Genomic DNA, 18410 nt, shown 5'->3' on the forward strand with positions numbered 1-18410 from the left:
CTCTAGCCGAACAGTGCGGCTCCGTTGCCCCAGCACACTGCACGAACCCAGTCGTCTCCCAGGTCCAGTCGGCGCACCGCCTGCAGGGCGTGCAGATACGGGTAAGGGATGTTCGGATAGTCGCTGCCGAACAGAATGCGATCCTGCAGGTCGACCAGCCGGGGCAGTTCGTGTTTCGGAAACGGTGCGCTCGCCTCGGAGAAGTCGGTGAACGACATCGTGGTGTCGAGTCGCACGTTCCGGTAGCGATCGGCCAGATCGAGGAAGTCGCCGTACTCCGGCATGCCCATGTGCGCGATGATCAACGGGAGCTCGGGAAACCGTTGCAGCAGTGCCGCAATCGGGTCCGGGCCGGTATGGGTGCCGGGTGCCGGACCGGATCCGCAGTGGATCACCACGGGTGCCTGCGCGTCCGAGAGTGCGCCCCAGACACCGTCGAGCAGCGGATCGTTCGGCGAATAGTTCCCGACCTGGATGTGCGACTTGAAGATTCGGGCACCGCTCGTCAGCGCCTGCTCGACGTACTCGGTGGCACCGTCCTCGGGGTAGAAGGTGGCGGTGTGCAGGCAGTCGGGGGTGCGCGCCGCGAAATCTGCTGCCCAGGAATTGAGCCAGGCTGCCATCGCCGGCTTGTGCGGGTAGATCATCGACGTGAAGTGCCGGACTCCGAACCCCCGAATGACCTCGAGCCGTTGCTCTTCGGCGAACCGGTAGGAGATGGGCCAGACGCTGCCGGTCAGCGGCCCGGCGCTGTCGAAGTAACTCCACACCTTGTCCATCACGTTCTTCGGCATGAAGTGCGTGTGGACGTCGAACAGTCCGGGCAGCGACAGTTCGGTCCAGAAAGCGACGATGTGTTCGGTCTCGTCTGCGAGTGCGGCGTCGGAGCGGGGTGGCTCAGTGTGCGACATGGGCGTCGAACCACTCGAGCGTCTTGCCCCAGGCGTCGGCGGCGGCGTCGGCGTCGAACACGGCGGGGCGGTCATCGCAGTGGAACCCGTGCTTGCCGTGCTCGTAGCGCGTGATCTCCGTGTCGACCGGCACCGTCGCGGTGATCTCGCGCAGCGTCTCGACTTCCTGGACGGGGATGCCCTCGTCCAGATCCCCGAAGAATCCGTGCCAGGGCGTCTGCAGTGCGTCGCCCACCGACGCCATTGCGGGGTAACCGAAGCGGCCCTTGGCGATTCCGCCGCCGTAGAACGTCGCTGCCGCACCGAGTTGCCGTCGAACAGCGGTGTGGAACGCGACGGTGCCGCCCATGCAGAAGCCGACGATCGCGATGGACGAGGGCTCGAATCCGAGCTCGGCGAGCGCACTCGCCGCCGCGTCGACGTCGGAGTCGACCTCGTCCGCCTGCAGCCGCCCGATTGCCGCCATCGCGGAATCCATGTCCGAGTACGACAACACGGTCACACCCTCCTGCCGGTGGAACAGGTGCGGTGCGACCGCGACCCAACCGGCGGAGGCGAGGCGGTTGCAGACGTCGACGATGTGATCGGTGACGCCGAAGGCTTCCTGGATGACGATGACGCCGCCGCGGGCATCCCCGTCGGGACGGACGACGGTGAGGGGAGTGGTGTTCATCCTTCGATTGGAGCACACCACCAGGAGTGGAGCCTGTCGGAACGACCCAGCAGGCAGGAGTGGATGCCGGTAGCGACGGCAAGTTCTGCAGTTTTGTACGGTGGCGTGCAGGGAACGATCCCGACCGAGAGGACAACTCATGCGCGCGGTACAGATCTCCAGCCTCGACGGACCCGACTCGGTGAGTGTGGTGGACATCGACGAGCCTGCTGCGCGCGACGGGTCGGTGGTCATCGAGGTCCATGCCGCCGGCGTCGCCTTTCCCGATGCGTTGCTCACTCGCGGGCTCTACCAGTACAAGCCCGAGTTGCCGTTCGTCCCCGGCAGCGAGATCGCCGGAATCGTTCGGTCGGCACCGCCGGAGTCCGGCTTCTCCGCAGGTGACCGAGTAGCGGCCCTGACGGGACTGAGCGACGGTATGGCCGAGGTCGCCGTCGTATCCCCGGACACGGTGTTCGCGCTGCCGGAGTCGGTGTCGCTCTCCGCAGGCGCTGGGTTGTTGTTCAACGATCTGACGGTGCACTTCGCGCTCCGGGAACGTGGCCGGTTGGCACCGGGCGAGACGGTTCTGGTGCACGGTGCAGCAGGTGGTATCGGAACCTCCGCGCTGCGAATGGCTCCGGTACTCGGCGCATCTCGGGTGATCGCTGTGGTGAGCTCGGAGGCCAAGGCCGACATCGCACGATCCGCCGGAGCCACCGACGTCGTTCTCGTCGACGGCTGGAAGGACGCGGTGAAGGAACTGACCGGCGGCCGTGGCGTCGACGTCGTCGTCGATCCGGTGGGTGGTGACCGGTTCACCGACAGCATTCGCTCGCTCGCACCCTCGGGCCGAATCCTGGTGCTGGGCTTCACCGGTGGTGAGATCCCGACGGTCAAGGTCAATCGACTGCTGCTCAACAACGTCGACGTCGTCGGCGTCGGTTGGGGTGCGTGGTGGATGACGCGGCCGGGCTACCTCGCCACCCAGTGGGCCGAGATCGAACCGCTCCTCGCCGACGGTTCTCTCGGTGCGCCGGAGCCGTCGGTGTTCCCGGCCGCAGACGCTGCCTCGGCCATCGCGTCACTGGAAAACCGTACTGCGGCAGGCAAAGTGGTGCTGGACTTCACCCACTGATGCTGGGTCGAGCTGCCGGGTCACTCCGGCAGTTCGACGCCTCGCGCCTCGGCCAGTGCCGCGATCTCGGCGGGAAAGACGTTCTTGAACACGAACGGGTCGGTACCCAGGGCCCAGTTCGGTGCCAGTTCGATGGCGTATCTCTCGAAGTAGCCGAGTTGCTTGGCCACCAGGATCAATTCCTCCGGGCTCGACGTCTTGTACTGCTTGCCCATGTTCACCAGCGCTCGAATGAAGTCGGCCAGGCTGAAGTGCGCGAGCGTTGCCGAGAGCATCGGAGCGAACACCGACTGCAGGATCGCCCCTACCTCGATGTCCGAACCCATCTGCGGGGCAACGATTCCCAGCCGCTTGACGGTACCGGCCAGTCGGGTGAAGTCGCCGTCGATCACGGTGGCGTGAAACAGATCCAGCAGCAGTGCGCGCCACTGCTCGTCCACCTCGCCCATGACTCCGAAGTCGAGGAACGCCACCCTGCCGTCGTCGAGCACCCACACGTTGCCTGCATGCACGTCGCCGTGGAAGAGACCGTGCAGCACAAGGGCTTCCATCCAGACCTTGGCGGCGCGGCGGACGATGAGCTCGGACTGCTCTCCTGGCTCGTAGCGGTCGAGTGGGGAGCCGTGCATGCGCTCCATGCAGATGACGCGCCCGCCGCAGTAGTCCAGGAACACCTCGGGCGCGGTGACGTGGGCGTTGTCGCCGAAGGTGCCGATGGCCGCGCGAAAGCTGTCCTGACGCTTCGCTTCCACGGCGCTGTCGAGTTCGGCGAAGGTGGCGGCGTGCAGGTCGACGATGATCGCCGACGCGTTGGCCGTGGCGAAGAACGGAATGAACTTCTCGAGTCCGCGGGCGATGAGGTACGCGATACGCAGGTCGATCTTCATGCGGTGGTAGATCCCTCGCCGCTGTACCTTCATGACCACTTCACGGCCGTCGTCACGGCGGACGCACAGATGCACCTGAGCGACCGAGGCGGACGAGAGCGGCACGTCGTCGAACGAGGAGAACAGGTCGTCGATTCCGCGACCCAGATCGGCCTCGATCACCGCGCGCGCCTGTGACCCGGGAAACGGTGGCACTTCGTCGAGGCAGCGCAGGCAGGTGTCGGCGAGGACCTTGGGAAACAGCCCGGGCGAGGATCCCATCAGCTGCCCGACCTTGACGAAGGTGGGGCCGAGAACGAAGAAGGCGTCGACGACGGCCTCCGAGGCGTGCAGCGGCCACCCGCGCCGTGGCGCGCGCACCCAGCGGCCGATCGCGACGACTTGGAAGTACGCCAATACCGTGCCGATGACGATGAGTCGCAGCAGTTCTCGTATTCCGAACGTTTTCAGCTGGGGTGCGGGCGTGGGATTCATACGTGCACCCCCACCGGCACGCGCGCCGCCGAGGCTTCCAGGCGCGCCAACAGTCGATCGAACCGCGTCGCATCGTCCGAGGCGCGTGAGAGCACCAGTGCGCCCTGAATTCCGGCCACGATCTCCTCGGCCAGTTCGGCTGCCGATTCGCCGTGTCCCAGGCGGCTCAGTACCGGGGTGAGCGCGTCGATCCAGTGGGTGAAATGGGCTGCGACGCGGCCCGAGAACACCGCACGTTCGAGACCGAGTGTGAATGCGCCGAACAGGCACACCAGACGATTGGACCGGAAGTATCGCGCGGTCTGCTCGAACATCTCGTGCGTCGTCGACGCGGCATCGGTGCCGTGTCGCAACGGCTCGAACACGTTGTGGTGGAACCACTGCTCCACGTCGTCGAGGACGGCCTCGGCCATCTCCTGCTTTCCACGCGGAAAGTAGTGGTAGAGACTGCCTTTCCCCAGGCCGGTCTGTTTGCTGATGACCGCGAGGGAGGAACCGTCGAACCCATGGTCGCGGAACACCCCTGCGAGTATCGGCACCACGTCGTGGCGATCGCTCATGAGCCGGTACTGTACCAATCGGTACACGCCAGGTGTATCGGGGCTCCGGGAGTGGACGTGCAGCTGTGAAGAGAACCACCGTCCTGGCCGCCGGGGCCTTCCTCGTCGGTGGGGTGACCTATCTGGCCGCCGAAGCCGTCGCCGCACTCGGTTGGACGGACCGACCGTACAGCTACGCCCGCAACAACATCAGCGATCTCGGAATCCCCGACATCTCGCCGCTGCACGCGGTGATGAACACCGGTTTCGTCGTCGACGGCACCTTGTTCGTCCTGGCGGGGCTGGGCTTGTCGGTGCTCTTCGAGGGCCGGGCGCGGTGGATCGTGGCCGGCACCTCCGTTGTGCACGGTGTCGGCAGCATCGTCGTCGGGCTCGCCCACGCCTCGGTGGACGGGGCATCGACGCCCCACGCGGTGGGTGCAGGCATGGCGATCGTCGGCGGCAATGTGGTGTTGCTGGCGGCAGGACGGTACGGCGGCCGCGTCGGCGCGCCGCGCTGGTACACCGTGGGCAGTGCGACTGCCGGAGTGGCCGGTCTGGTGGGGCTGATCCTGTTTCTCGCCGACACCGGAGTCCTCGGCGGCGGAACCTTCGAGCGCATCTCGGTTTACACCATCATCGGATGGGAGATCGTCACCGGCGCAACGATTCTGGTCAAGCGTCGCCTATCCGAACTCGGGTGACTCCTTGGCGAGAAAGGCGCGTACGCCCTCTCTGCCGTCCGCCGACTCGAACGCCTCCTCGAACACCGGCAATGCCCGTTGCGCCGGTAGGCCAGGGGACTCGCCGAACGTGAGAGCGAGGGCACGCTTGTTCGCTCGAACAGCAGAACGGGACTTGTGCGCCAGCGTCTGCGCCAAGCCCAGTGCCACTGACAACGACTGCCCGCGTGGAGCGACCCGATTGATCAGACCCCACTCCAGTGCAGTCTCGGCCGAGATCGGCTCGCCGAGCAACACCAGTTCGGCGGCACGCGCCTGACCCACCCGTCGCAGCGCGCGCATCGATCCGCCGCTGCTGGGGATCACACCGAGGTCGATTTCCGGGAGTCCGAGTCGAGCCCCCGCGTCGGCGACGACGAGGTCGCAGCACAGCGCCAGCTCGAGGCCGCCGCCCAACGCGAATCCGTCTATTGCCGCGACCGTCGGCAGCGGCAGATCGTCGAGCATCTCGAGGGTCGCGTTCTCGAGAATGCTCTTGCGGGCGAGCACGTCACCGCGGTCCTGCATCTCGGGCATCTCGGAAATGTCCGAGCCGGCGCTGAACACCCGGTCGCCGGTGAGAACGACCGCCCGAATCGCGGCGTCGTCGGCCAACTCGAGAAGGACGGCGCGCAGTCGCCGCGTCGCCGGACGGGTCAGCGCGTTGACCGGCGGGTTGCTCAGCGTGATCTGCGCGACGGCGGCGTGCGGAAAGGTCAGGACTGGAGACGGCGCGTTGGGCATACCTGAACGGTAGAGCGTGTGGCTGACCTGGCGATTGGGAGACTGCCGAGATGGCATGTAGCGTGGTGAACACCCGACGCGGGGTGGAGCAGCTCGGTAGCTCGCTGGGCTCATAACCCAGAGGTCGCAGGTTCAAATCCTGTCCCCGCTACTACACAAGTCAGGCCCGACATCGATGATGTCGGGCCTGACTTGTTTCGTCGGTATCAGGGTTGCAGTCTGAACTGCACGACCGCGGTGACGTTCTCGATGGCGTCGTCGAGTGCGGTCTTGCGCGCTCTGGCGTTCGGTGCAGACAGGATGTCGAGTCGATCGGACTGACCCATCGGAATCAGTGCCGCCAGCGACCAGATCTTCTCGGCGGCCGAGATCGGCAGGCCCAGGAAATCCGGAACACCGGGCGTGGAAACGACTTCCGACGATTCGAGTCGACCGATCAGCTCGTAGAGATCCTCGACCCGCGCCCAAGTGGCGTCGAACTCGGTGTCGGCGATCACCGTATCGGTCTCTTCGTCCGGCCATGCTCGAACGTCGGCCAGTGGGTACGGATCGTCCGGCAGCCAGGCGTCGATCCTGATCCGTTCCCCGCCGACGCATTCGAGTAGATAGCGGCCGTCGCCGATGGACTCGTGACCGATGATGTGTGCGGTCGTGGCCACGTCGTGCCGGACGTCGCCGCCACCGGCCTCGTGCCCACGCGCGATGAGGACCACGCCGAAGCTCGGATCGTCCTGCTTCAGGCAGTCGTGGACCAGAGCTCGGTAGCGCGGCTCGAAGATGTGCAGTGGTAGGCGTTCACCGGGGAGCAGCACGCTGCCGAGCGGGAACATCGGGGTCACGCTCACGGGTGCTGCAACGGAACAGCCGCCGGGGTGATGGCCGCAGGCGCGCTCTTGTCGGACTCGTTGGCACCGAGGAACTCGTCGAGCAAGCGGAAGAAGAAGTCCGGCTCGTCGAGCTGGGGAAAATGGCCGGCGTCGGGAAAGATCTCGACGCGACTGTTGGGAACTTCACGTCGAATGTTGTCGGCGTGCTTGGCGGGAATCATCCGGTCCTTGCCGCCCCAGACGAGCAGCGACGGAATGGACTCGAACTTCTCGAAGTGTTGCTTCGCGCTCACGGTCTGCCCGCGCGGGCCCACCACGGCTCGCGTCGACGCCAGAAAGGCCCCGCGGGTGGAGCGGTCTGCGACCGACCGGAACGACCGCCAGGTCTCGGCCATGCTGGGACCTGGCTTGACCGGCAGGCCCCATTTGCCCAATTGCGCCATCGCGCCCTCTGCGTTCTTGCGGAACCAGTCCGATGCGAGCAGCGGCAGAACCAGTTCACTGCCGGGCAGCGTCGCAGCCTTGAGGAGCAGGCTGACCTCGGGTCCGAGGCCGCCGCTGCTGACCAGCGCCAGGCGATCGACGCGCTCGGGAAAGAGGTACGTCAGCTGCATGACGATGCCGCCGCCGAGCGAGTGACCGACCATCGGGGCGGAGTCGATATTCAGGTGATCCATGAGATCGCGAATGGTGGCCGAGTGCGAACTCAGCGAGTAGTCGCCGGACGGCTTGTCGGAGTCTCCGTGCCCGAACAGGTCCGGAGCGATGACCCGATACTTCTGGGACAGACGCTCGAGCTGCGGACCCCAGGACTGATGCGATCCGAGCAGTCCGTGCACCAGAATCACGGGTGGGCCGTCGCCCATGTCCACGTATCGCAGGACGTCCTTGTGTAGTTCTACCGACTGCAATTCGTACGATGAACTCATGGTCGACCTCCTCGTCGTGTGATCCCGGATCGGCGCGTGGCTCGGTGAGCCGTTGGCACAAACGTACAAGCTGAGCCCACACAACGACAGACCGTCGATCAGCGCGCGACGCCCGCTTCGTCGAAGGTGTTCGCGATCGTCTCGGCCAAGTGCTCGGCCATCGGTTCACGCAACATGTCGACGTGATCTCCGGAGATGTCGACGAAGGTCAGCTCACCACGGCCGACCGTCTGCCACGACCGGAGATCTTTCACGTTCTCCGCTGTGCGAACCACGGTCATCGAACCCGACCACGGTGTCGGCACATGCTTGTTCAACGCCGCGTACCCGATACTTGCGAAGACCAACCACTCCATCGTCGTCGGGTACCGCAGCAATCCGGCGCACTGCATACGCAACCAGAGGGCCGCGGTGCCGATCCGGCCGAGGTGGAAGCCCGCCTCTTCACGCGTCTGAGCCGGCGGGGCAGCCGGAACCTCGGTGCCGCCGGGCAACCTGTCCAGCAGGTGCCGAAACAGCCGCGTGTCGAGGAGCAGCAGGTGGGGAGACCCCAGGCCGGAGTCTCGGATCTCCTCCGCCATCGCGATGGCTATCCAGCCGCCGAGCGAATGGCCGACCAGGTGGAACGGGCCGTCCGGCTGGACCGTGCGAACGGCGTCGACGTAGCGTTTCGCAGTTCGCCGGATGGTCCGGTCCGGTCGTCCGCGCTTGCCGCGGCCATGCGCCTGCAGGGCGTACACCGGCCGGTCGGCGTCGATGTGCTTGACGAGATTCAGAAATGCCATCGCACCGACACCTGCACCGCCGATCAGGAAGATCGGTGCCTTGCTTCCCTCTGTGCGCAGCGGCACGAGCACATCGTGTTCGCCAGCAGTGCGTCGACGCGCCGTTGCCGCGTCTTCGAGGCGGGCGTCGACTGTCACGGCCAACTCTCGAACAGTGGTCGCCGCGAACACGTCCTCCGGTGTCAGATCGATCTTCAGGTTCTCGCGGAGTTGGGCCAGCATGGCCGTGGTGGTCAGCGAGTTTCCGCCCAGCGCCAGGAAATCCTCGTCTCGTCCGATGGTGTCCAGCCCGATCGCGGTGCGCGCAGCCTCGGCCACGATGTACTCGGTCGGGCCGACCGCGGTGCGCTCGACGCGTCGATCGGCCGGCTCGGGCAGTGCGCCGCGGTCGAGCTTGCCGCGTTCGTTGCGCGGCATCGCGTCGAGCGCGACGATGTGGGTGGGCACCATCCACTCCGGCAGCGTCCGGCGCAGCGACGCTCTGATCTCGCCCACGGAGGGTCGACGACCGGAACGCGCCGAGCACACGTAGGCGACCAGGTCGGTATCGGTGCCGGAAGTCCTGCCGATCACCGCTGCGTCGCCGATCTCCGGCATGGCGCGCAGTGCTGCCTCGACCTCGGCCGGCTCCACCAGGTATCCGCGCACCTTGACGGCGTCGTCGATGCGGCCGGCCAGGTGCAGCGTCCCGTGTTCGTCGAGTCGTCCCAGATCGCCGGTGCGGTACCGGAACAGACCGTCGCCGAGCGCGGCGAATCGCTGGGAATCCCGACCGGCACCGCCGAGGTAGCCGTCGGCCAAACAGTTCGACGTCACCCGTATCTCGCCGATCACGTCCGGTGCACACGACGAACCGTCGGAGGTGACGACTTCGACCAGCTTGCCTGCGATGGGTCTGCCCGCAGGGAGAAAGCCCGACGGCAGCGCTCGTTCGAGCGGGTATTCGCTGTAGGCGACGGCCCCGGCCTCGGTGGTCGCGTACCAGTTGACCACCGTGGCGCGGCTGTCGAATCGCCGCCGAAAACCGTCGGCATCGTCGGCGTGCAGGGATTCCCCGTATGTGATGACCACCCGCAGCGTGGGTACGGCCCGACCGGTGGGTCCGTGATCGGCGGCGGAGACTGCGCGCAGCAGCGACGACGAGCAGTGCAGCGTGGTCAGGGAATGCGCGGCTGTCCACTCGACGGTGCTGCTGGGGACACCTGCCCTCGGGTCGCGGCAGTGCACGGCGGCACCGCTGAGCAACCCCGCGAACAACGTGTTCAAGCCGGCCCCGAAGCTGACCGGAAGCGAGTTTCCGACGCGGTCGTGTGGGCCCAGCGCCAACGCGTTGGCGACTTCGTATGCCTTGGTCAGACACATGCGGTGGCTGAGGATCACGCCCTTGGCGGTGCCGGTGGATCCCGAGGTGTAGTTGATCACCGCGGTGTGGTCGCCCAACAGCGTCGGCAGCGGCACACACGAGTCCATGGCGGCGGCGACGGTGGTGGAGTCGATCGCCGTCGCACCTGCTTGGTCGATGATCGTGGCGCGGCGCTCGGCGGGAAGCATGGGGTCGAGCGGCACCAGGGGATGGCCTGCAGCGACGACGGCCAGCATCAGCACGATCGAGTCCGTCGTCGCGTCGGTGTCCACGGCGAGCGGCCGAGAATCGGCAGGAAAGAGCGTGGCGATCTTACGAGCCAGAGAGTAGGCGCGATGGAGGAGCTCGTCGAAGGTCAGGGACGAGCCGTCGACGTCGAGTGCGACGGCGTCGGGCAGCGCGTGAGCCACCTCGCGGTAGCGGGCCATCAGGGTGTCGCGGCGTTCCGGCCGGCACAGTGGGGCCAGTGAAAGACGGGTCGGCGCATCGATGTCCTGAATCGACATGATTCTCCTTGCACGAGCCCGACCCGTGATGTCGGAGTCGGTTTGAAACCTACAAACCGGCTCGAAGACTTTTTTACCGACTCAAAGGTAAACGTGCAGAACCTTTTCGCGCAAGCGGAAAACCGGACATTCCACAACAATCGGGTGACGTTGCGGAATGCCCGGTCTGTTTCGGGCTCGGCCCTACAGGTCCGCGATGGCCTCCAACGGCTTCGTACGCGCGGCTCGCACAGCAGGCCACAGTGCCGCCAACACACCGACAACGGCCGATCCGAGCAGCATGGCCACCACCTGGCCCCACGGCACGGTCATGGTGCCCAGGCCCTCGTCGCGCAGGGTCTGCACGAATCCCCACCCGAACGCGATTCCGAGGACCACGCCCACGATCGCGCCGAACAGCGCGATGAGCAGCGACTCGAGATAGATGATGCGACGGACCTGCGGCCGCTGCATGCCTATCGCGCGCAGCATGCCGATCTCCCGACGCCGCTCCACCACCGACAAGGCCAGCGTGTTGACGATGCCGAGCACAGCGATGACGACGGCCAATGCCAGCAAGCCGTACAACACCGCGAGCAGCGTGTCGATCTGCTGTCCCTGGCTGCCCTTGAACTCCTCCACGTCTTGAACCTGGACGACGACGAACGGTTTGGTCGCGGCTTCGAGGTCGGTGCGCAGTGTGTCGAGGTCGCTGCCGGGTGCGGCCTTGACGAGAACCAGAAGGTCCGAGCGGGTGATCGACGGCGTCACCTCCTGGTAGATGTCGCCCGAGACGATCCAGTTCCCGATCAGAGGATTGTCGGTGAAGACCCCGGTGACCGTCACCGGGACGGACGCACCGTCGACGGTGTCGAAGGTGACCTCGGTTCCGACGGTCCAGCCGCGGCTCGCCGCTTCGGTTTCCGACACCGAGAACCCGTTGCTGTTCAGATCTGCCGTGCCCTGGACCATCGACAGCTCGAGCAGTCCCTCGGGGGAGCCGTCGATCGCGGCGCCGAACTCCTCCTGGCCTGCGATCGTCACGAACACCGGGTGCAGCACCGCAGTACGGTCCACGCCGGTCACCTGCTGTGCGGCCGTGGTGGCACCGGTCGGAACGCCGATCGACTGCGGGCCGGAGAGGATGTAGTCCGCCTCGACCCCGGTGTCGACGAGTGAGTCGACGCTGGCCTTGGCGGTGGATCCGAGCACGCCGATGACGGTGACGAGCATGAGTCCGAGCATGAGGGCGAAGGCGGTGGCCGCGGTGCGTCTGGGGTTGCGAACCGAATTGGTCCTGGCCAGGCGTCCGATCGCTCCGAACGGACGGGTGATGACGGCCCCGAGTGCGCCGACGACCGGCCGTGACAGCGACGGCGCGGCCAGTGCGGTGGCGACGATCAGCGCGACGGCTCCCGCGCCGACCGTGGCAGCGGCCGCCCCGCCGGTCGACTGCGCGCCGATGATCAACGCGGCCGCGCCCGCGATTCCGAGGCCGACGCCCACGAACGTTCGGGTACGCAGGGTGTCACCCGCAGAGGCGAATTCCTCGCGCATCGCGGCGACCGGTGGAATCTTGGCTGCCCGCCGGGCCGGCGCGTACGCGCTCAGCACGGTGACGACGATGCCGACGGCGAACGCGACGACAACGGTGCGCGGCTCGAGTGCCAACGGTCCCGACGGCAGACCCAGATCGAAGGCGTTGAGCAGTGCCCGTAGCCCGTAGGCCAGCCCTACCCCGCCGACGAAGCCGAGGATGCTGCCGATGATGCCGACAACGAGAGCTTCGAGAACGACCGAGCGGCTGACCTGCCCGCGGCTGGCTCCGACGGCGCGCAGCAGTGCCAATTCGCGGACGCGCTGAGCGACGATCATCGAGAACGTGTTGTAGATGATGAAGGTGCCGACCAGCAGGGCGATCCCACCGAAGGCCAGCAGGAAGTAGTTGATGAACGACAGTGCCGACTCGACCTCGGCCTGAGTCTCGGCCTGTACGTCCGCGGCGGTCTGGACCTTCAGGTCGGGGAACGCCGCGGCGATCTCGTCGCGGAGATCGCTCTGAGTCAGCCCTTGCGCGGCGAGATCGGTGCCTGCGACGTCGATGTACTGCACGTGGGCACCGTCGGTGAACAGCTCGTTCGCCTGGCTCTGCACGAACTGGATTCCGATGTAGCCACCGGATTCTGTTGCTGTCGAATAGATTCCGGTGATCGTGATGTCGGTGATGCCCTTGGACGGCACGAGTACCTGGGTGGCGTCGCCCACCTCGAGTCCGGCGCGCTCGGCACCACCGGCGTTGATCGCGACCTGGCCGGGGGCTGTGGGAGCCGAACCGTCGACGAAGGTGGTCGGATCACCGAGTCGTTGGTCGTCGGGGAGATACGACTCGCCGATGGTCGGTGCGCCACCGGACTGTACGGCGGCGCCGTCGGACCCCAGCAGTACCAACTGTCCGCCGACGTACGGCGATACGGCGCGCACGTTCGGCAACGCCGAGATCGCCGCGATGTCCTCGTTCGGCACGCCGGACGAGCGTGCGTCCTCGGGGCTCACTCGAACATCCGCGCCCTGCGCGGTATCGGCGAACAGTGAGGAGAAAGTGCGCTGAAGGGTGTCGGTGAACACGAACGAGCCCGCGACGAATGCCGTGCCGAGCACGACCGACAGTACCGTCAGGGCCAGTCGGACTTTGTGTGCGGCAAGGTTTCTCAGTGACACCTTGCGCATGGGATTGCCCGACGGCTTGTGTCGAGGAGGTTTGTCGGAGACGGATTTCTTGGAGATGGAGTGCGCCATTATCGGACCGTCTCGAGCTTCTTCATCCGCTCGAGTACGGCGTCGGCGGTGGGCGAGTTCAGCTGATCGATAACTGCGCCGTCGGCGAGGAACACGACGCGGTCGGCGTAACTGGCCGCGCGTGGATCGTGCGTGACGATGACGACGGTCTGATCGAATTCGTCTGCGGCAGTGCGCAGAATCGACAGCACCTCGCCGGACGAGCGGGAGTCCAGGTTACCGGTGGGCTCGTCGCCGAACACGATGTCGGGTCGGCCTGCCAGAGCGCGGGCGCACGCCACTCGCTGCTGCTGTCCGCCCGAGAGTTCGCTGGGGCGGTGATCGAGGCGGTCGCGCAGGCCGAGTCGGTCGACCACGGTGTCGAGCCATTCTTTGTCCGGCGTGCGACCGGCGATGTCGAGGGGCAGGGTGATGTTCTCCAGTGCGGTGAGCGTCGGCACCAGGTTGAAGGCCTGGAACACGAATCCGATTCGGTCCCTTCGCAATCCGGTCATCTCCTTGTCGGAGAGCGCCGTCAGCTCGGTGTCGCCGATGGTCACCGTTCCCGAGGATGCGTTGTCCAAGCCGGCCAGGCAGTGCATGAGCGTGGACTTGCCCGAACCCGAGGGGCCCATGATGGCGGTGAATTCTCCGCGAGCGAATTCGACGCTCACCCCGGACAGTGCGTGGACCTGGGTGTCCCCTGATCCGTAGACCTTCGATACGTCGACCGCACGTGCGGCAATGTCGCTCATGGGTGCCAGTGTTCCAGCGTTCCGCGCCCGTCGCTATCAGGGGAGACCCTGAACACCACCCCTATGATGGGCGTCATGCGCATCGGAGCCCACGTCCGCGACAGCAGCGACCCTCTCGGAACGGCCGAGGCGCTCGGCGTCGACCTCGTTCAGATGTTCCTCACCGATCCGCAGAAGTGGAACAAGCTCGAACCACACCCGCAGGGCGAGGCGTTGCTGAACGGCTCGGTCGACGTGGTGGTGCACTCGTCCTACGTCCTCAATGTGGCGAGCTTGAACAATCGGATCCGCATTCCGTCGCGCAAGGCCGTCGTCGAGCAGGCTGCTGCTGCGGCCGAAATCGGGGCCATCGGGCTGGTCGTCCACGGCGGCCACGTCCGTGAGGGTGAGGACACCGCCAAGGGAATCGACAACTGGCGCAAGCTGTTCGAGCGCCAAGCGGAGCAGGGCGGCTTCGGGGTACCGATCTTCGTCGAGAACACCGCGGGCGGAGACTCCGCGATGGCACGCCACTTCGACGACATCGCCCGCCTGTGGGATGCCATCGGCGAGTTCGGTGCCGGCTTCTGCCTGGACACCTGCCATGCCTGGGCCGGCGGAGAGGATCTCGTCGACGTCGTCGACCGAATCAAGGCCATCACCGGACGCATCGATCTGGTGCACCTGAACAACTCACGCGACGAGTTCGACTCGGCCAGGGACCGGCACGCCAATCTCGGCACCGGAACGATCGACGCGGAGATCCTGACCGCAGTCGCCCTGGCGGCCGACGCGCCGGTGATCCTGGAGACCCCGCCCGAAGGTATCGAAGACGACGTCAGGCTGCTGAAGAGCCTGTAGTGCTGAGGGCGAGGTCGTTCACGGCCGACGCCCACAGCCGGATCAGTTCGTCGATGCCCGGCAGATTCGCAGCCCAGGTGATGCGCGCGAGTGCGGTACCCGCACTCGTCACGGTGATCCCGATGTCGATGGCGTGCTCTCGGCTGGGCTCTGCCAGTGCATCCTCGTGCACGATGATCTGTGCTCCCGCGCGTGAGGCCAGCGCGGGATAGTTGCGAGCCAGCGCGTAGTCGCAGCCGCCGTTCGGCACCGAGCCCAGTCGCCTCGAGACCTCGTCGACGAGGTGCTCGCGGTGCGAAGGGACGACGAGAGCGTCGACGGGAAGCGTGGGCAGCCGGACCGGGTGAACTGCGCCAGTGCTCTCGAGGTCGAGGTCCACCAGCACGCCGGCCGAGGAGCCGCGACGGTTGTTTCTCTGCCACGTGGACACGGCCGAGCCCAGAGCGGCGAGCAGCAGAATGCTGCGGCGGTGTCGGCCGTCGGGCAGAGTGAACGTCATCGACGTCTGCTCGAGGACTGCGGTGTGTTCGGTGAGCAACGGACGCTCCGCCGGAGTCAGGACGGCCACCCAGTACGGAACCTGTTCGGCTACCTCGGTGCAGAGAGTGCGTCCGAGCTGAGCCGGACTGATCGTCTCGCGGTGCACGAGTCTGAGCGGTGCGAACACGGTCACGGCGACGAACCCCACTTTCGGTTCAGATTGTCCTAGCCTTACCTAACCCTCGCCAGGCTAGCTCGAGCCGTGATCGGACGTCCAGGACGCCCCCTGTCGGGATCGGTTCAGTCGGTGGCGCGCAGCGCCGGAATGCCGGGAGCGACCGGCAACCTTCCGGTCTCGAGCTCGCCGAGCAGACCCTCCGACCAGGTCAGCAGCCCGGTGACGTCGAGGTGATGCGGTGGGTTGCACTCGAAGCCGACGAGCCGTTCGTGTCCCTGCCGAAGCAGCGAGGCGGCGCCGACGCGATTGCCGCGCATCAGATGGGTCAACCCGACGGCGAGTTGGGCGAGGCCCTGCCACAACGGACGCTCGTCGGACGGGCAGCTCTTCCAGGTGCCTTCCAGTACCTCGTGCGCATGGAACGGCATGTTCGCGTCCAGGAATTTCTGCGCTTCGACGAGAGCGGCGGTGGGCGGAAGCCGAAGGTCGTCCGGCACCCGTGGGGTTCCGTTTCCACCGCGGGCCATGGGACGCCCAAGACCGTCACGAGGCCTGGCATTGAGGGGTTTACCGTGCGCATCACGTTCGCGTTCGGCCATGGCGGAAACCCTAGTGTGTGGTGGCCCGCACCACCGTGCTCATCGGTGGGAAGACGAGCGCGCGGTGATGACGCCCAGCGCGATCAGCGCTGCAGCAGAGGTGGCGACCATCGTGGTGGCCACGGCGATCGCGTCGTTTCCGAGCACGCCGACGATCGGCGCGACGATGGCACCGAGTCCGAACTGAGCTGCTCCGAGGAGGGCAGCGGCACCGCCTGCGGCCTCACCGTGCCTGGACAGAGCGAGCGCGGGCGCGTTGGGCATCACGAATCCGACGGCCCCGAGCACGAACCACAGTGGGACGACGAAGCCGGCCATGCCGCCGACCCCGGTGATCGCGAGGACCGTCATGACGGCACCCGCGAACACGGCGAAGGACAGCGCTGTCAGCACGATTTGCACCGGTGCGAAGCGTCCGAGCAGAAGGACGTTGAGCTGGGAAGCGCCGATGAGGGAGATGGCACCGGCGGCGAAGACGATGGCGAACTGCTGCTCGTCGAGGCCGAACTCCTCCTGCAGGACGAACGACGACCCGGCGATGTAGGCGAACAGCGAGGCCATCGCCAGTGCGGCGACGAGGACGAGAACGACGAACTGGGCGTCCCGCAGCAGTGAACGGTAGGTGCGCATTACCGGCATGACGCCGCTGGCGCGGCGACGCTCGGGTGGCAGCGTCTCGCGGAGCGAGACGATGGCAAGAGTCATCAGAGCAACACCCATGATCGCCAGCGCCGCGAACACGAGACGCCATGATCCGACCAGCAGCACGGCACCGCCCAGCGACGGAGCCAGCACGGGAGCGACGCCCATGACCAGCATCAGGCGGGACAGGACGGTCGCGGCGGCACGGCCACTGAACAGGTCGCGCACGATGGCCATCGCGACCACGGCTGCGGCCGCAGCACCCAGACCCTGTACGACGCGAAGGCCGCCGAGAACAGCGATGTTGGGAGCCACGATGCACGCCACGGAGGCCAGGATGTGCACTCCGGTGCCGACGATGAGGGGCAGCCGTCGACCGACGATGTCCGACAGCGGGCCGATGATCAGCTGACCGAGGGCAAGACCGACCAGGGTGCCTGCGAGGGTGAGCTGCACGGCGGACGAGGACGTGTTCAGGTCGTCGGCGATCGCCGGAAGAGCCGGCAGATACATGTCGATGGTCAAGGGGCCGAGCGCGATGAGCGCGCCGAGCACCAGGATCACCCGCAGGCGTTCCTTGGAGGTCGGCTCGGGGGACGTCTTCGTTGCCGATGCTTCGGCTACGGCTGTCTCGGTTGCTGACGTGTTCGGTGCTTGGGCCACCCGAGGTTCAGCAACCGGGGTACTCGTTCTGTTCCCGTTGCTGACTACAACTTTCGTGTTCTAGGCCACGGCGTCGGACAGTACGGTCAGCTTCTCGACTTCCTGGCTGGTCAGAGCCAACGCCGGCGCGTCGAGCAGGGCCGGTAGCTGAGATACCTTGCTTGCACTCGCGATCGGCGCGGTGACTCCCGGTCGGGCCAGCAGCCAGGCCAGCGCGACGCTCGAGATCTCTGCCGAACGGGATTCGGCGATCTCGCGCAGGCCCTGCACCACATCCAGACCGGCATCGGAGAAGTACCCGGTGGTCAGACGTTCGCGCTGCTTCCCGGCCAAGTCCTCGCGGGTGCGGTACTTGCCCGTCAGGAACCTGGCGGCGAGGGAGAAGTACGGGAACACACCGAGGTCGTTCTCGACGGCCAGATGCTGCAGTTCATTCTCGTAATCGCGGCGGGCCACCAGGTTGTAGTGCGGCTGCAGTGCGATCGGTGGCGCGAAACCGTTCTCGTTCGTCAGTTCCAGCCACTCGCGAACGCGCGCAGGCGAGTAGTTCGAGATGGCGACGTGCCGGACCTTGCCCGCTTCGACCAACCCGTCGAACGCGGCGAGGGACTCCACGAGCGGGGTCTTCTCGTCGTCGTAGTGCGCGTAGTAGACGTCGATGTGGTCGGTCTGCAGCCGGCTCAGCGACGCGTCGGCGGCGGCCCGGATGTTGTCCGGGGCCAGTCCGCGGAACTCGGGATGCTGGCTGACCTTGGTGGCGATGACGACGTCGTCCCGGTTTCCGCGGGCTCTGGTCCAGTTGCCGATGATGGTTTCGGATTCGCCGCCGGAGTTGCCGTCGGCGAATGCCGAGTACGAGTCTGCGGTGTCGACGAAGTTGCCTCCGCCCGCGGTGAACGCATCGAGAATCTCGAAGGACGCAGCCTCGTCGCTGGTCCAGCCGAAGGTGTTCCCGCCGAGGGCGAGCGGAAAGATGTCGAGATCGGAACGGCCGATGGCAACCACGAAAAAACCCCTTACGT

General features: G+C 66.4%; 17 protein-coding genes and 1 tRNA gene. 4 read left to right on the plus strand and 14 right to left on the minus strand.

Annotated features, from left to right (window positions below):
- Nucleotides 1-2 precede the first annotated feature (2 nt).
- Entirely contained in the window at nt 3-911 is a 909-nt protein-coding gene (locus R4P47_RS20450) for an amidohydrolase family protein (RefSeq protein WP_317533522.1), read from the minus strand.
- A complete protein-coding gene (locus R4P47_RS20455) occupies nt 898-1584 on the minus strand; it encodes a dienelactone hydrolase family protein (RefSeq protein ID WP_317533521.1) in 687 nt (228 codons plus the stop codon). The genes R4P47_RS20450 and R4P47_RS20455 overlap by 14 nt, the downstream gene beginning before the upstream one ends.
- A 139-nt stretch (nt 1585-1723) precedes the next feature.
- Between R4P47_RS20455 and R4P47_RS20460 the strand changes: the two genes are divergently transcribed.
- Nucleotides 1724-2701 (plus strand): NADPH:quinone oxidoreductase family protein, encoded by a 978-nt coding sequence (locus R4P47_RS20460; RefSeq protein ID WP_317533520.1) that lies wholly within the window; start codon nt 1724-1726, stop codon nt 2699-2701.
- A 20-nt stretch (nt 2702-2721) separates the two neighbouring features.
- Here R4P47_RS20460 and R4P47_RS20465 read toward each other — a convergent pair whose 3' ends face one another.
- Together R4P47_RS20465 and R4P47_RS20470 are read right to left on the minus strand one after the other, a co-directional pair.
- A complete protein-coding gene (locus R4P47_RS20465) occupies nt 2722-4062 on the minus strand; it encodes an ABC1 kinase family protein (RefSeq protein WP_317533519.1) in 1341 nt (446 codons plus the stop codon).
- Nucleotides 4059-4622 carry a TetR/AcrR family transcriptional regulator gene (locus R4P47_RS20470; protein WP_188078731.1) on the minus strand — a complete coding sequence of 188 codons (564 nt, stop codon included), beginning with the start codon at nt 4620-4622 and terminating at the stop codon, nt 4059-4061. Before R4P47_RS20470 ends, R4P47_RS20465 begins: the two co-directional genes overlap by 4 nt.
- Before the next feature lie 65 nt (nt 4623-4687).
- Here R4P47_RS20470 and R4P47_RS20475 point away from each other — a divergent pair, with 65 nt between their 5' ends.
- On the plus strand, nt 4688-5305 hold the full coding sequence (locus R4P47_RS20475; protein ID WP_269595665.1) for a DUF998 domain-containing protein: 618 nt from the start codon (nt 4688-4690) through the stop codon (nt 5303-5305).
- Here R4P47_RS20475 and R4P47_RS20480 read toward each other — a convergent pair.
- Nucleotides 5288-6067, minus strand: coding sequence for an enoyl-CoA hydratase/isomerase family protein (locus tag R4P47_RS20480; RefSeq protein WP_269595666.1), 780 nt, complete (start codon nt 6065-6067; stop codon nt 5288-5290). The two genes, R4P47_RS20475 and R4P47_RS20480, sit on opposite strands and share 18 nt — an antisense overlap.
- 77 nt (nt 6068-6144) lie before the next feature.
- On the opposite strand from R4P47_RS20480, the gene R4P47_RS20485 reads away from it, so the two are divergent.
- A tRNA-Met gene (locus tag R4P47_RS20485) sits at nt 6145-6218 on the plus strand.
- Between the two features lie 55 nt (nt 6219-6273).
- Here R4P47_RS20485 and R4P47_RS20490 read toward each other — a convergent pair.
- The 5 genes from R4P47_RS20490 to R4P47_RS20510 form a co-directional block, all read right to left on the minus strand.
- Nucleotides 6274-6912, minus strand: a complete 639-nt coding sequence (locus R4P47_RS20490) for an LON peptidase substrate-binding domain-containing protein (RefSeq protein ID WP_269595667.1) — start codon at nt 6910-6912, stop codon at nt 6274-6276.
- Complete coding sequence (locus tag R4P47_RS20495) at nt 6909-7823, minus strand: alpha/beta fold hydrolase (protein WP_269595668.1); 915 nt, start codon at nt 7821-7823, stop codon at nt 6909-6911. The genes R4P47_RS20490 and R4P47_RS20495 overlap by 4 nt, the downstream gene beginning before the upstream one ends.
- 98 nt (nt 7824-7921) lie before the next feature.
- Nucleotides 7922-10477 carry an alpha/beta fold hydrolase gene (locus R4P47_RS20500; protein ID WP_317533517.1) on the minus strand — a complete coding sequence of 852 codons (2556 nt, stop codon included), beginning with the start codon at nt 10475-10477 and terminating at the stop codon, nt 7922-7924.
- A gap of 183 nt (nt 10478-10660) precedes the next feature.
- Nucleotides 10661-13183, minus strand: a complete 2523-nt coding sequence (locus tag R4P47_RS20505; protein ID WP_269595700.1) for an ABC transporter permease — start codon at nt 13181-13183, stop codon at nt 10661-10663.
- A 68-nt stretch (nt 13184-13251) separates the two neighbouring features.
- On the minus strand, nt 13252-13986 hold the full coding sequence (locus tag R4P47_RS20510) for an ABC transporter ATP-binding protein (protein WP_068048639.1): 735 nt from the start codon (nt 13984-13986) through the stop codon (nt 13252-13254).
- 75 nt (nt 13987-14061) lie between these two features.
- On the opposite strand from R4P47_RS20510, the gene R4P47_RS20515 reads away from it, so the two are divergent.
- Nucleotides 14062-14826 (plus strand): deoxyribonuclease IV, encoded by a 765-nt coding sequence (locus tag R4P47_RS20515; protein ID WP_068048648.1) that lies wholly within the window; start codon nt 14062-14064, stop codon nt 14824-14826.
- Here the strand turns inward: R4P47_RS20515 and R4P47_RS20520 are convergent.
- The 4 genes from R4P47_RS20520 to R4P47_RS20535 all read right to left on the minus strand — a co-directional run bounded on the left by R4P47_RS20520 (nt 14804) and on the right by R4P47_RS20535 (nt 18393).
- On the minus strand, nt 14804-15499 hold the full coding sequence (locus tag R4P47_RS20520; protein ID WP_269595670.1) for a hypothetical protein: 696 nt from the start codon (nt 15497-15499) through the stop codon (nt 14804-14806). The two genes, R4P47_RS20515 and R4P47_RS20520, sit on opposite strands and share 23 nt — an antisense overlap.
- A gap of 107 nt (nt 15500-15606) precedes the next feature.
- Nucleotides 15607-16083 carry a DUF309 domain-containing protein gene (locus R4P47_RS20525; RefSeq protein ID WP_317533516.1) on the minus strand — a complete coding sequence of 159 codons (477 nt, stop codon included), beginning with the start codon at nt 16081-16083 and terminating at the stop codon, nt 15607-15609.
- A 39-nt stretch (nt 16084-16122) separates the two neighbouring features.
- Nucleotides 16123-17388: a multidrug effflux MFS transporter gene (locus R4P47_RS20530; RefSeq protein ID WP_411567363.1), complete on the minus strand. Its 1266-nt coding sequence runs from the start codon at nt 17386-17388 to the stop codon at nt 16123-16125.
- A 60-nt stretch (nt 17389-17448) separates the two neighbouring features.
- Complete coding sequence (locus tag R4P47_RS20535; protein WP_317785575.1) at nt 17449-18393, minus strand: aldo/keto reductase; 945 nt, start codon at nt 18391-18393, stop codon at nt 17449-17451.
- Between the last annotated feature and the right edge of the window lie 17 nt (nt 18394-18410).

The sequence above is a fragment of the Rhodococcus sp. IEGM 1370 genome (assembly GCF_033142325.1).
GTDB lineage: Bacteria > Actinomycetota > Actinomycetes > Mycobacteriales > Mycobacteriaceae > Rhodococcoides.